The organism is Streptomyces calvus (assembly GCF_006782915.1).
Lineage (GTDB): Bacteria > Actinomycetota > Actinomycetes > Streptomycetales > Streptomycetaceae > Streptomyces > Streptomyces calvus.
In genome coordinates this window covers 76,459-89,384 of sequence record NZ_VCNP01000043.1, presented here as the reverse complement: position 1 = coordinate 89,384, position 12,926 = coordinate 76,459, and the positions used below count along the sequence as shown (strand labels likewise).

Sequence of the window (12,926 nt, the reverse complement as noted above, 5' to 3'; positions counted from 1 at the left end):
AACAGCATGTATGCACCTCTCTCCATTGCGATTTCTATATCTGCGTCTCTAGCCTCATGAGCGTTAGAAGTCTGCACTTCCCCGTCTTGACGGCGCGTCAGGAGGTAAGGCCCCCCATGCCCGCAACCGCAACCTTCCGCATCCCCAAGCACAGAAGGCACGTGCCCACCGCCCGGCAGCAGGTGCGCAAGGTTCTCGCCGACTGGGGCGTCACCGGCGAACCGGGCGACACGGTCGCGCTGTTGGCGACCGAACTCGTCACCAACGCGGTGACGCACTGCCGTGTCTCCTTCGCCCAGGTCAGGGTCACGCTCACGCTGAGCGGAGCGGAGTTGGTGCTGGAGGTCGCCGACCCCGACCGGGACCGGCTCCCCCGGCTCCACGACCCCGGCCCGGACGAGGAGGGCGGGCGCGGACTCGCGCTCGTGCAGGCGTTGGCCGACGACTGGGGCCATCGGCAGGAGCCGTACGCGAAGTGCGTGTGGGCCCGTTTCACGCTCACGGAGACAGCGAGGACAGATGCTCCGGCGGCTTGTTGAGACGTGGGCCCGGCGCCGCTCCCGCAGCGTGCGCGTGACCGACCGGGACCCGGCGGGCGAGGTCCGGACACCGGACCCGTACGTCCCGCGGCTGCCGAACCCGCACGACGCGCGCTGGCGCCGCTGGTCCAAGCGGTGCCGTGCGGCGGGCCGCTACCTGCCCTTCCCGGCAGAGGAGGCGTGCTGGCACGTCCCGCGCCGTCCGCAGTCACCTTCCTGGGACACCGGCGACGACGTGGTCCGGCCGTACGTCCTCAGACCTTGACGCTCCGACGGACGCGCGCGCCGGATCGACCTCGCTGGTGCGCGGCACCTGGGACGAGGCGCGGGACGCGGCGGACTGGCTCGCGGAGCGGCTGGCCGAGTACGCGCCCCGGCTCACGGCCGGGAGCGGGTGCGGGGCCGGCAGCCCGGGCCGGCACGTCGCCTCCGCCGTCGAGCGGTTGCGGGCGGGTGGGGACGTGTCGCTGGGCTTTTATCTGGAGCGCCCCGCGTACCTCTCCCTCGCCCTGGTGACCTGTTCCCCGAACCGTGCGCGGTCCGAACTGGTGTGTCCGGTGGGCGCGCACGGGCCGGGAGCGTACCGGGCGGGTCGCCTCAGCGGCTGAGGCGCTGGAAGCGGCGGACCGCGAGCGGCAGGAAGACCGCGGTGAGGACCAGCGGCCACAGTCCCGCCATCAGCAGCGCGTGCTGCTCCACCCAGGAGTCGCCGCCGCCGGCCGGTGTGCCGAACAGGTCGCGGGCCGCGGCGGCCGTGGAGGAGATCGGGTTCCAGGCGGCCACCCAGCCCAGCCAGTCCGGCATGAGCTGCGGTGCGACGAAGATGCTGGAGATCATGGTGAGCGGGAAGGCGACCGCGAACAGCCCGCCCGCGGCCTCCGGGTTGGGCACGAGCAGGCCCAGCCAGACACCGACCCAGATCAGCGCGAACCGCAGCCACAGCAGCAGCCCGAACGCCGCGAGGAAGCCCCAGCCGCCGTCCGGCCGCCAGCCCATGGCCAGCGCGGTCAGCATCATGATCGCCAACTCGGCGCAGGCGACGACCAGATCGGTCACGCCACGGCCGGCGACCACCGCCGAGGAGGCCATCGGCATGGAGCGGAACCGGTCGATGACACCCTTGGTCGAGTCGTGGACGACGACGGTCGCGGTGTTGATGAAGCCGAACGCCATGGTCATCACGAACATGCCCGGCATCAGGAAGTCCTTGTAGTCCCCGCCGCCCGGCACGGTCATCGCGCTGCCGAAGACATAGCCGTACAGCAGGACGGACAGGATCGGGAAGCCCAGCTGCCAGGCGATGTTGACGGGCTGGCGCCGGTAGTGGGTCAGGCCGCGGCGGACGATGTTGGCGACGTCGGACAGCAGCCAGTACAGCCGTCCCCGGCCGTCCGGCCCGGTCGTCAGGTCGAGGGCGCTCACGCGGCGGCCTCCTTGTCGGTGCGGTGTCCGGTCAGGCGCAGGAAGACGTCGTCGAGGCTCGGCCTGCGCAGCCCGATGTCCTCCACGCCCACGCCCTCGTCCTGGAGGGTGCGCGCCACGTCGGTGAGCGCGGCCACGCGGTCGGTCACCGGAGCGTGCACCCGCAACTCCGTCTCGTCCGTCTCCGGTTCGCCGTCGGCGACCCGGGCGACCGCCTTCACCACGCGCGGGATCTCGGCGCGCTCGGCGACCACGACCTCGATGCGGTCGCCGCCGACGAGGTTCTTCAGCCCGTCGGGCGTGTCGTCGGCGATGGCCCGGCCCTGGTCGATGACGGTGATCCGGGAAGCCAGCTTGTCGGCTTCCTCCAGGTACTGGGTGGTGAGCAGCACGGTCGTCCCGTCGGCCACCAACGCCCGCACCGCGTCCCAGACGTCGCCGCGGCTGCGCGGATCGAGTCCGGTCGTCGGTTCGTCCAGGAAGAGCACGGCCGGCGCGAGGATCATCGAGGCGGCGAGGTCGAGGCGGCGCCGCATGCCGCCGCTGTAGCCGCCGACGCCCTTGTCGGCCGCGTCGGTCAGGTCGAACCGCTCCAGCAGTTCCACGGCCCGCGCCCTGGCCCGCCTGCCTCCCAGGTGGAACAGCCGGCCGAACATCTCCAGGTTCTGCCGCCCGGTGAGCACCTCGTCCAGCGCCGCGTACTGCCCGGTGAGCCCGATCCGCGCCCGCACCTGCCGCGCCTGCCGGGCCACGTCGAGCCCGGCCACCGTGGCCCGCCCCCCGTCCAGCCGGACCAGCGTCGACAGGATGCGTACGGCGGTGGTCTTGCCGGCGCCGTTCGGTCCCAGCAGTCCGTGGACCGTGCCCTCGCGGACGGCGAGGTCGAAACCGTCCAGCGCGCGCTTCTCGCCGTAGCGCTTCTCCAGGCCCTCGGCCCGGACCGCGTATGCGTCGTTCATGCTTCCCCCTTCACACATAACCGAGTACACCGTACCCGATTACGCGTACGACGTACCCAGTTTTTCCGCGCGGATCTACACTGCCCCCATGACCAGCGGCAAGGGCGGTACGGAGACCAGCGGCAGCGGCGACATCGCCCGCACTCTCGACCTGCTGTGGGACACCGGCCCGCGGCCCAGCCGCGGCCCGAAACCGGGCCTGACGCTGGACCGCGTCGTGGACGCCGCCATCGAGGTCGCCGACCGGGAGGGCATCGGCGCGCTGTCGATGCGGCGGATCGCCACCGAACTCGGCACCGGCACCATGTCCCTGTACCGCTACGTCCCCGGCAAGGCCGAGCTGCTCGACCTGATGCTGGACCGGGTCCAGCGCCCCTCGGAGAACCCCGCCGACCTCGGCGACGGCGACTGGCGGTCGGCCCTCCAGGCCCTGGGCCGGGCCACCCTCGCCCTGTACCGCCGGCACCCCTGGCTGCTCCAGGTCAACCAGTCACGCCCGATCCTCGGCCCGTCCGCGCTCGACGGCATGGAGAAGGTGCTCTCCCGCATCAAGCCGATGGGCCTGTCCGATCCGGAACTGCTGTCCGCGATCATCCTGATCGACGGCTACGTCGTCGGCGCCGCCCGCACCCAGCTGTACCAGGAGGAGACCGAACGCAGCTCCGGACTGACGGACGCGCAGTTCTGGGAGGCGCAGCGGCCGGCCCTGGAGAAGGCCATGAACAGCGGGCGCTACCCGGTGCTGGCCGGCCTCTCCGAGGACACCTTCGGCTCCGACTTCGACCACTTCGAGTTCGGGCTCCAGCGCATCCTGGACGGCCTGGAGACGTTCGTCGCCGGGCGGACCGCGGAGGGCCGGCCGGCCGAATAGCCGTCCGGCCGGAGGCCGTTCAGCGTCGGCGGCGCAGCCGTCCCCATCCGAACACCACCGCGACCACGGCGGCCGCCGCGACGAGGACACCGGCGTCCACACCGTCCTTCGGCCCGTCACCGCCGGCGTTCTTCCCGTCCTGCGCGCCGGCGCCCTTCCCGCTGCCGCTGCCGCCGTCACCGCCGGCGTCCGGCGCCTGACGGGCCTCGACCGGGCTCTCCGCGCCCTCGCTGCCGTACAGCAGCCGCGTCCCGTCGGCCGAGTAGGTCACGGACTCGCCCTGCCCCTGCAACGGCACGCTCAGCCGGCCCTTCCGCTGCAGCCTGCCGCCGTTCCAGGCGTAGTGGATGCCGCCGAAGTAGCCGCGTACGGCGAGGTGTTCGCCGTCCGGGGAGAGCGCGGCGTCGGTGGCCCACAGGTCGACGGGCGCGACGGGCCGGAACACGTTCCTGCCGGACGCGGACAGTTTCGCCGGCCCCTCGTACAGGTGTCCGCCGTCTTCCTTCTTGTCGACGATGTAGACGCGGCCGGTCTTCGGGTGCACGACGAGCGACTCGGCGTCGCGGGCACCGTCGGCGTACGTCACGACGTACTGCGTGGCCCGCACGGTCGCGTCCCTCAGCTCCTTCGGCTCGGGCAGCTCGTAGATCCACACGTACGGCCAGGTGCCGCCGAGGTTGTCCCCGATGTCGCCGACGAAGATCCGGTTCCCGGGCCCGATCGAGACGGCCTCGACGTCGCGCGGCGTACCGATGCCGGTGAGGGTCAGACGGGCGACGGTCTCGCCGGTCGCACCGTCGACGGCGTACAGGTAGGGGCCGTCGTCGCTGTCGTTGTGCGTCCAGTAGACGCCCGGGTGGAGGCGGGAGGCGGCGAGACCGCTGGACTCGGTGATGCGCGGGTCCCGGATCGCGAAGCCCTCGTCACCGTCGGCTGCGGAGGCGGGCACGGCGAGCGCGCCCGTGAGGAGGGCCGCGGCGAGCAGGGCGAGGGGTCGGCGCATGACCCAAGAGTGCCATTGCCCGCCGCAGTTCACGGCGGTGTCCGGGCTCACATCGCGGCGGCCGGGCCGATCGTCCATGATGAGCGTGTGCTCAGGTTCATGCCCGTAGGTGACTCCATGACGATCGGGAGCGCGGGTGATCACACCTGGCGCTACCGGCTGTGGCGGCACCTGTGCACGGCGTACGACGGCCCCTTCACCCTGGTCGGCCCGCGCGAGACGCTGCACGACCCGTCGACGGACGCCCCCACCTCCTACGCGTACGCCGACCCCGCCTTCCCGCGCGCGCACCTGGCCGGCTGGGGCGAGGGCTGGCAGCACATGGTCCCGCTGATCGGCGACGCCGTCCGCTCCTGCCGCGCGGACGTGCTGCTGGTCTCGCTGGGCCTGATCGACCTCGGCTTCTACACCAACGCCGAACAGACAGCGGACAACGTGCGCACCTTCGTCGCCGCGGCACGGTCCGCGAACCCGCGCGTCGCCGTCGCCGTCCTGCCGGTGCTGCCGAACATCCGGGTGGCGGCGGACACGACGTTCGCCGAACAGGTCGCCCACTTCAACGACCTGCTGGCGAAGACCGCCGCCGACCTCGACGAACCCCGCTCCCCGCTGCTGCTGGTCCCGCCGCCCGCGTCGTACGACTTCCACACCGACACCTACGACGGCACCCACCCCAACGAGACAGGCGAACACCGCATCGCGGCCGCCTTCGCGGAGGCGATGTGGCAGGAGTGGGACCTGGGCGGGCCGTACGAGGCGTAGGGGTGCCGAGCGGAGCCGCGACGACATGCGCGGCTCCGACCGGCCGCCGAATCCGGACGAAGCGCGGGACCGGGCGCCCGAGGTCCGGACGCTGCTCATCCGGAAGGGCGACCGGAAAGCCCTGTCCGTCTGAGACCTGATCGTCGCGGCGGCTGCCGGGCGCCACGGTGCGGTGCCGTGGTCCTGCACTACGACGGAGACTCCGACAGGATCGACTTCGACAGGATCGACTTCGACGGGATCGCTTCCGCCACGGGCAGCGGACGGCCCGGGTCGTTCCGGCGGGCACGGCCGGCCGACCCTCTTGCATAGAGCGCACTCCAGGCCGTTGGCTTGGCGTTCATGAAGTACACGCAGCTCGGACGCACCGGACTCAAGGTCAGCCGCCTCGTCCTCGGAACGATGAACTTCGGTCCGCAGACCGACGAGGCCGACAGTCACGCCATCATGGACGCGGCGCTGGACGCCGGGATCAACTTCTTCGACACCGCCAACGTCTACGGCTGGGGCGAGAACAAGGGCCGCACCGAGAGCATCATCGGCAGCTGGTTCGCCAAGGGCGGCGGGCGGCGCGACAAGGTCGTCCTGGCCACCAAGGTGTACGGCAACATGGCCGCCGACGGCGAGGCGTGGCCCAACCACGACAAGCTGTCCGCGGTGAACATCCGGCGGGCCGTCGACGCCTCCCTCAAGCGGCTGGGCACGGACCACATCGACGTGTACCAGTTCCACCACATCGACCGCAGCACCCCGTTCGAGGAGATCTGGCAGGCCATCGACGTCCTCGTCCAGCAGGGCAAGGTCCTCTACGTCGGCTCCTCCAACTTCCCCGGCTACAAGATTGCCCAGGCCAACGAGATCGCCGCCCGCCGCGGCGGCACCATCGGGCTGGTCAGCGAGCAGTGCCTGTACAACCTCTGCGAGCGGCGCGCCGAGATGGAGGTCGTCCCGGCCGCCCAGGACTACGGGCTCGGAGTCATCCCCTGGTCGCCGCTGCACGGCGGTCTGCTCGGCGGTGTGCTGAAGAAGGAGGTCGAGGGCCGCCGGCGCGCCTCCGGCCGGGCCGCCGAGACGCTCGCCGACCCCGCCGGCCGCGCCCGGATCCAGGCCTACGAGGACCTGCTCGACAAGCACGGCATCGAGCCCGGCGAGGCCGCACTGGCCTGGCTGCTGACCCGGCCCGGCGTGACCGGACCGATCGTCGGCCCGCGCACGGCGGCGCAGCTGGAGTCCGCGCTCCGCGCGGTGGAACTGGAGCTGAGCGAGGAACTGCTGGCGTCGCTGGACGAGATCTTCCCCGGCCCGGGCCCGTCCCCGGAGGCCTTCGCCTGGTAGCGGCGGGCACGCCGTGACGGCCGGCGGCGGCGCCGCGCGGTGTCGTTCGGATCAGGTCGGCGCCGCGCGGTGACGTTCGGATCACGCCGGCGCCGCGCGGTGACGTTCGGATCACGCCGGCGCCGGGCACGGGCGCCTTCCGGCCCCGGCGAGATCCGAACGGCACCCGCTAACCGCCGAGTGCCGCCGCCACCGCCACCACGACGAACATCAGCACGAGCGCACCGGCCATGATCCGGTTCCGGGTCTTCGGGTCCACGCCGTCGAGCCTAACCGGCCGCGCCCAGCGACCAGCGGGCGACCGGCTCGTAACGGGGCTGCTCGCCCGGTACGCCCGAGGTCGGCAGGTTGCTGCGCACCAGCACCAGCTCCCCCACGGTCCAGGTCCGGCTGCGGAACCCGTCCAGCACCTCCAGGTAGGGCCGCACGTCGACGGCGTCCCGGCTGCGGGCCACCGTCAGGTGCGCCGTGTACCGGCGGTGCCCGTCCATCGGCACGCCCGCCTTCCGGGCGGCGGCCTCGGACCGCTCCGCCAGCAGCCGCATCGTGCGCAGGTCCCCGTCCGCGCCGGCCCACAGCGCCCGGCCGTGCCCGAACTGGCCGCCGCCGCGCAGCGCCAGCCCGAACGGCTCCGTACGGGACGCGGTCCGGGCCAGCCGCCGGGTCAGCTCCGGGAGGAGCGCGTCGTCCACCTCGCCGTAGAACGCCAGTGTGAAGTGCCACCCCGGCTGCCCGGTCCACCGCAGCCCGTCCGCCCCGGGCAGCCTCCTCAGCCGTCCCACCTCGACGGCCAGCTCCTGGACGACGTCGTCGGGAGGCAGTACGGCGGCGAAGAGTCTCATGTGTCCAGTCTCCCTTGGCCCCCCTGGAACGTACGTACGCTTCCGCGTGTCCTGGCCACCGTGCGTATCGTTGTACCGCGCGGCTGCACGCATTGAGCGGTGGCCGGGGAGGAGCGCCACGATGACCGTCCTCGAAGACAGGATCGAGATGGCCGAGAGCGGCGACGAGCTCACGCTCGACATGATGTTCGCGTGGCTGGAGAAGATGCCCATCCCCGAGGGTTACAAGACCGAGATCGTCGGGGGGCACATCTTCATGACGCCGCAGCGGGACACCCACTGGGAGATCATCGCCAACATCTACGACCAGCTGCGGGCGAAGTACCCGCGCAAGCGCGTCAAGTCCGACGTCCGCATCGACTACCCCGGGCACCTCAACGGCTTCGCCTCCGACCTGACCCTCATGGCCGAGGACGCCGCCAAGGACGACAGAGGGTTGTGGCGCTGCGAGGACGTGGAGTTCATCGCCGAGGTGATCTCCCGGCGCACCGCCGCCAACGACTACGGCCCGAAGAAGGACACGTACGCGAGCGCCGGCGTGCCGGTGTACCTGATCGTCGATCCGTACACCGGCGAGTGGCACCTGCACACCCTGCCGAAGGACGGCACCTACCACGCCAGCCTCAGTTTCGGTTTCGGCGAGGAGATCGATCTGACCCGGACGGCCGTCGGTCTCGTCCTCAGGACCGACGAGTTCCCCCGGGACTGACGCCGGCCGGCGGACGTCATGCCGCCGGGGCCAGTGCCTCCTGGCGGTCGCGGGGGACGAAGCGGACGCGGGGGCCGCGGTGCCAGGCGAGCGAGAGGCGCAGGCCGCCGACCCGGGCGAGGATCAGGCCGATGACGGTCGCGGCGAGGACGGCGATCGCGCCGCCGGTCGCGAAGCCGACCCGGGCGCCGTAGGTGTCGGTGATCCAGCCGACGATCGGGGCGCCGACCGGGGAGCCGCCGAGGAAGACCATCATGTAGAGGGCCATCACGCGGCCACGCACCGCCGGGTCCGTCGCCATCTGGAGGCTGGTGTTGGTGGTGACGTTGACCGTCATCGAGAACAGGCCCAGCGGGATCATCAGCAGGGAGAACATCCACAGGGCCGGCGAGACGGCGGCGAGTATCTCCACCGCGCCGAAGGCCAGCGCGCCGATGATCAGCAGCCGCAGCCGGGCCGTGCCGCGCCGGGCGGCGAGCAGGGCACCGGACACGGAGCCGACCGCCGCCAGCGTGTTGAACAGGCTGTAGGCGCCCGCGCCGCCGTGGAAGACGTCGTCGGCGAAGGCCGACAGGTACACGGGGAAGTTGAAGGCGAAGGTCCCTATGAAGCCGACCAGGACGATCGGCCAGATCAGCTCGGGCCGTCCGGCGACGTAGCGCAGGCCCTCCCGCAGCTGGCCCTTGCCGCGCGGAGCGCGCTCCACGGCGTGCAGGTCGCGGGCGCGCATCAGCATCAGTCCGGCGAGCGGCGCGACGAAGGACAGGCCGTTGAGGAGGAACGCCCAGCCCGTGCCGACGCCCGTGATCAGCAGGCCGGCGACGGCGGGGCCGACCAGCCGCGCGGACTGGAAGTTGGCGGAGTTCAGGCTGACCGCGTTCTGCAGCTGGCCGGGGCCGACCAGTTCGGAGACGAAGGACTGGCGGGCCGGGTTGTCGACGACGGTCGCGAGGCCGACGGCGAAGGCGGCGAGGTAGACGTGCCACACCTCGACGTGGCCGGTGAGGGTGAGGGCGGCCAGGGCGAGCGCGGTGAGGGCCATCGCGGTCTGGGTGACCAGCAGGGTGGGGCGCTTGCGCAGACGGTCGACGAGGACGCCGCCGTACAGGCCGAACAGCAGCATCGGCAGGAACTGCAGGGCCGTGGTGATGCCGACGGCGGCGGACGAGCCGGTGAGGCTGAGCACCAGCCAGTCCTGGGCGATGCGCTGCATCCAGGTGCCCGTGTTGGAGACCGCCTGGCCGAGGAAGAACAGGCGGTAGTTCCTGATCCTCAGCGAGGAGAACATCGAGGTCTTCGTGGCGGAGGTGCCGTGGGCGGATGCGGTGTCGGGGGCGGACGCGGTGTCGTGGGGGTCAGGTGCGGGGACGGAAGCTGCTCCGGGTCCCGAACTCAAAACGGTTCGCCTCCTTGTGACGGCTGTGTGCTCAGACGTGCGCGAGTTTCTCCAGCACGGGCGCGGCGGCGCGGAGCGTCGCCCACTCGTCCTCGTCGAGTTCCTCGACCAGGGAGGCGAGGAACGCGTTCCGCTTGCGGCGGCTCTCCTCGAGCATCGCCTCGGCCCGCTCGGTCTGCGTGACGACCTTCTGGCGCCGGTCGTCCGGGTGCGGCTCCAGCCGGACCAGGCCCTTGGCCTCCAGCAGGGCCACGATGCGGGTCATCGACGGCGGCTGGACGTGCTCCTTGCGGGCGAGCTCGCCCGGAGTGGCCCGGCCGCAGCGGGCCAGGGTGCCGAGCACCGACATCTCGGTGGGGCTGAGCGACTCGTCGACGCGCTGGTGCTTGAGCCGACGGGACAGCCGCATCACGGCGGATCGGAGGGCGTTCACGGCGGCTGCGTCGTCGCCATGGCTGAGGTCCGGCATGTTCTTTAGCGTAACTCATTACTCTCGCTAAGGAACACCGGGGGTGTCCATCCAGCGTCGTGAGTCCCGCCACTGCCACACCGGATCACCCGTATGAGTGATCCGGTCAGGAAACGCACCGCACCGAACCGAGGTGTGCGGCAACGCTCGTACGCATGGGGACCGACGTGCTCAGCCTGCGGATAGACCACGACCTGCTCGAACGACTCCGCGACCATGCCGCCAAACGCGGCATGAGCGTCCAGGACTATGTCGTCCGGACGCTCATGCGCGATGACTTCGACCAGCGGTTCCGGACCGCCGTCGAAGAGACGGAGAAGTTCTACGGGGTCACCTGAGCCCCGCTCCAGAAATCAGGTCAGGCCCAGGGCCGGCATCAGGTAGTAGAAGGCGAAGACTCCCGCCACCGCGTACATCGCCGGCGGGACCTCCCGGCCGCGCCCGGCCGCCAGGCGCAGCACCGCGAAGGTGATGAAGCCCATGCCGATGCCGTTGGTGATCGAGTAGGTGAACGGCATCATCACCATCGTCACGAACGCCGGGACGGCGATCGTGTGGTCCGCCCAGTCGATCTCCTTGACCGAGCCCGCCAGGATCAGGAAGCCCACCGCGAGCAGCGCGGGAGTGGCCGCCTGGGACGGGACCATCGTGGCGACCGGCGTGAGGAACAGCGCCACCGCGAACAGACCGCCGGTGACGACGTTGGCGAAGCCGGTGCGCGCGCCCTCGCCGACGCCCGCCGTGGACTCCACGAAGGCCGTGGTGGCCGAGGAGGAGCTGGCGCCGCCCGCGGCGACCGCGACACCGTCGATGAACAGCACCTTGTTGATGCCGGGCATCTGACCCTGCGCGTCGGTCAGCTTCGCCTCGTCCGAGACGCCCATGATCGTGCCCATCGCGTCGAAGAAGCACGACAGCAGCACGGTGAAGACGAACAGGACGCCGGTCAGCACACCCACCTTGGCGAAGCCGCCGAACAGGCTGACCTGGCCGATCAGACCGAAGTCGGGCGTGGCGACCGGGTTGCCGGGCCAGGTCGGGGTGGTCAGGCCCCAGGACGGGACGTCCGCCACGGCGTTGATGACCACCGCGACGACCGTCATCACGACGATCGAGAGCAGGATCGCGCCGGGCACCCTGCGCACGATCAGCGCCAGTGTGAGCAGCGCGCCGAGGACGAAGACGAGGACCGGCCAGCCGTCGAGGTGGCCGCCGGTGCCCAGCTGGAGCGGCACGGTGGTCTCGGCGGCGTCCGGCATCCGGGTGACGAACCCGGAGTCGACCAGGCCGATCAGCATGATGAACAGGCCGATACCGATGGCGATGGCCTTGCGCAGGCCGTACGGGACGGCGTTCATCACACGCTCGCGCAGACCGGTGGCGACCAGCAGCATCACCACGAAACCGGCCAGCACCACCATGCCCATCGCGTCCGGCCACGACATGCGCGGCGCGAGCTGGAGCGCGACGACCGAGTTGACGCCGAGGCCGGCGGCGAGCGCGATCGGGACGTTGCCGATGACACCCATCAGGAGCGTGGTGAACGCCGCGGTCAGGGCGGTCGCGGTGACCAGCTGGCCGTTGTCCAGCTGGTTGCCGTACATGTCCTTCGCGCTGCCCAGGATGATCGGGTTCAGCACGATGATGTAGGCCATCGCGAAGAAGGTGGCGAAACCGCCGCGGACCTCACGGGACAGGGTGCTGCCGCGCTCGGTGATCCGGAAGTAGCGGTCGAGGGCACCGGAGGCGGGGCCGGAACCCGGCCGGTCGGGCAGGGGGGCCTTGACGGGGGCGGACCCCGGCTGGTCGGACATGGGTGTGGGACCTCGTCACCGATGGACCTCCCCCGAAGCCCTTTGGTGTTTTCTACGAACAGAAGTGGCCAGAGACAAACAGATTCAGTATGAACATATAACGTCGTCGAGGCTATCTCCGCGCGTAGACCGGCGGGGCGGGTGCGGCGCACCTCACTCGGCCCGCCCCTCGTAAGCTGTCCGCATGACAGGGCTTTTTTCGGAACCCACCAAGCACGAGGCGCCGGAGCCGCTGGAGGGCCCGGTGGTCGGCACCATCATCGGCGGCACGATCCTCTGGTTCGCCCTGTTCCTCGTCCAGCTGCCGTTCTACGGCTGGTTCGACGACCACGGCCACACCTGGTGGCTGTGGACCTGCCTGGCCGGCGGCGGGCTCGGCTTCATCGGCATCTGGTACGTCCGCAAGCGCGACGCCGCGATCAAGCGGGCGCAGGCGGCGGCTGCCGCGGCGGCCGGAACGGCCGACACCGCGAGCGAGCCGCGGAACCCCTCCCCCGCCCCGTCGACCGACTGACCCCGCGCCGGCCCGTCGACCGGCTGCCACCGCGCCGGCCCGTCGACCGACTGACCCGCGCCGCTCCTCCACGGCCGGACCCGCACCACCCCGCCGACCGGGCGCCCGCGCCACCGCGGGCCATCGCCTTCCCACCGGACCCGCGCCATTCCTTCCCGCCGGACGCACGCCTTCCTTGCCCGCCGGACGCACGCCTTCCTTCCCGCCGGACGCGCGCCCGTCCTTCCCGCCGGACCCGCGCCATTCCTTCCCGCCGGACCCGCGCGATTCCTTACGGCCGGACCGCGCCAC

The 12,926-nt window shown here is 71.4% G+C and carries 15 protein-coding genes; 8 read left to right on the top strand and 7 right to left on the bottom strand.

Annotated features, from left to right (window positions below; genetic code table 11):
- Positions 1-116: 116 nt before the first annotated feature.
- Positions 117-539: an ATP-binding protein gene (locus FGW31_RS19300; RefSeq protein WP_142194690.1), complete on the top strand. Its 423-nt coding sequence runs from the start codon at positions 117-119 to the stop codon at positions 537-539.
- Positions 540-567: 28 nt separating this feature from the next.
- Positions 568-804, top strand: a complete 237-nt coding sequence (locus FGW31_RS19295; RefSeq protein ID WP_185907436.1) for a hypothetical protein — start codon at positions 568-570, stop codon at positions 802-804.
- Positions 805-1,136: 332 nt separating this feature from the next.
- Here the strand turns inward: FGW31_RS19295 and FGW31_RS19290 are convergent, their stop codons facing one another.
- Both FGW31_RS19290 and FGW31_RS19285 read right to left on the bottom strand, forming a co-directional pair.
- Entirely contained in the window at positions 1,137-1,961 is an 825-nt protein-coding gene (locus tag FGW31_RS19290; protein WP_142194688.1) for an ABC transporter permease, read from the bottom strand.
- On the bottom strand, positions 1,958-2,920 hold the full coding sequence (locus FGW31_RS19285; RefSeq protein ID WP_142194687.1) for an ATP-binding cassette domain-containing protein: 963 nt from the start codon (positions 2,918-2,920) through the stop codon (positions 1,958-1,960). Before FGW31_RS19285 ends, FGW31_RS19290 begins: the two co-directional genes overlap by 4 nt.
- An 88-nt stretch (positions 2,921-3,008) precedes the next feature.
- On the opposite strand from FGW31_RS19285, the gene FGW31_RS19280 reads away from it, so the two are divergent.
- Positions 3,009-3,791: a TetR/AcrR family transcriptional regulator gene (locus FGW31_RS19280; RefSeq protein ID WP_142194686.1), complete on the top strand. Its 783-nt coding sequence runs from the start codon at positions 3,009-3,011 to the stop codon at positions 3,789-3,791.
- 19 nt (positions 3,792-3,810) lie between these two features.
- Here FGW31_RS19280 and FGW31_RS19275 read toward each other — a convergent pair whose 3' ends face one another.
- Positions 3,811-4,794, bottom strand: coding sequence for a WD40 repeat domain-containing protein (locus FGW31_RS19275; protein WP_142194685.1), 984 nt, complete (start codon positions 4,792-4,794; stop codon positions 3,811-3,813).
- A 117-nt stretch (positions 4,795-4,911) separates the two neighbouring features.
- Between FGW31_RS19275 and FGW31_RS19270 the strand changes: the two genes are divergently transcribed.
- Together FGW31_RS19270 and FGW31_RS19265 are read left to right on the top strand one after the other, a co-directional pair.
- On the top strand, positions 4,912-5,556 hold the full coding sequence (locus FGW31_RS19270; protein WP_233477773.1) for a GDSL-type esterase/lipase family protein: 645 nt from the start codon (positions 4,912-4,914) through the stop codon (positions 5,554-5,556).
- Positions 5,557-5,898: 342 nt separating this feature from the next.
- The gene (locus FGW31_RS19265) at positions 5,899-6,891 is read left to right on the top strand and encodes an aldo/keto reductase (protein WP_142194683.1); all 993 of its coding nucleotides are present in this window, start codon (positions 5,899-5,901) and stop codon (positions 6,889-6,891) included.
- 269 nt (positions 6,892-7,160) lie between these two features.
- Here FGW31_RS19265 and thpR read toward each other — a convergent pair whose 3' ends face one another.
- Positions 7,161-7,733, bottom strand: coding sequence for an RNA 2',3'-cyclic phosphodiesterase (gene thpR / locus FGW31_RS19260; protein ID WP_142194682.1), 573 nt, complete (start codon positions 7,731-7,733; stop codon positions 7,161-7,163).
- 121 nt (positions 7,734-7,854) lie between these two features.
- On the opposite strand from thpR, the gene FGW31_RS19255 reads away from it, so the two are divergent.
- The gene (locus FGW31_RS19255) at positions 7,855-8,442 is read left to right on the top strand and encodes a Uma2 family endonuclease (RefSeq protein WP_142194681.1); all 588 of its coding nucleotides are present in this window, start codon (positions 7,855-7,857) and stop codon (positions 8,440-8,442) included.
- Between the two features lie 16 nt (positions 8,443-8,458).
- On the opposite strand, the gene FGW31_RS19250 is transcribed toward FGW31_RS19255, so the two are convergent.
- Both FGW31_RS19250 and FGW31_RS19245 read right to left on the bottom strand, forming a co-directional pair.
- Complete coding sequence (locus tag FGW31_RS19250; RefSeq protein ID WP_142194680.1) at positions 8,459-9,838, bottom strand: MFS transporter; 1,380 nt, start codon at positions 9,836-9,838, stop codon at positions 8,459-8,461.
- 31 nt (positions 9,839-9,869) lie between these two features.
- Positions 9,870-10,307 (bottom strand): MarR family winged helix-turn-helix transcriptional regulator, encoded by a 438-nt coding sequence (locus tag FGW31_RS19245; RefSeq protein WP_142194679.1) that lies wholly within the window; start codon positions 10,305-10,307, stop codon positions 9,870-9,872.
- A gap of 155 nt (positions 10,308-10,462) precedes the next feature.
- Between FGW31_RS19245 and FGW31_RS19240 the strand changes: the two genes are divergently transcribed.
- On the top strand, positions 10,463-10,645 hold the full coding sequence (locus tag FGW31_RS19240) for a ribbon-helix-helix protein, CopG family (RefSeq protein WP_142194678.1): 183 nt from the start codon (positions 10,463-10,465) through the stop codon (positions 10,643-10,645).
- Between the two features lie 15 nt (positions 10,646-10,660).
- On the opposite strand, the gene FGW31_RS19235 is transcribed toward FGW31_RS19240, so the two are convergent.
- Positions 10,661-12,121, bottom strand: a complete 1,461-nt coding sequence (locus FGW31_RS19235; protein ID WP_142194677.1) for an NCS2 family permease — start codon at positions 12,119-12,121, stop codon at positions 10,661-10,663.
- 184 nt (positions 12,122-12,305) lie between these two features.
- Here FGW31_RS19235 and FGW31_RS19230 point away from each other — a divergent pair, with 184 nt between their 5' ends.
- A complete protein-coding gene (locus FGW31_RS19230) occupies positions 12,306-12,635 on the top strand; it encodes a DUF2530 domain-containing protein (RefSeq protein WP_142194676.1) in 330 nt (109 codons plus the stop codon).
- Positions 12,636-12,926: the final 291 nt, after the last annotated feature.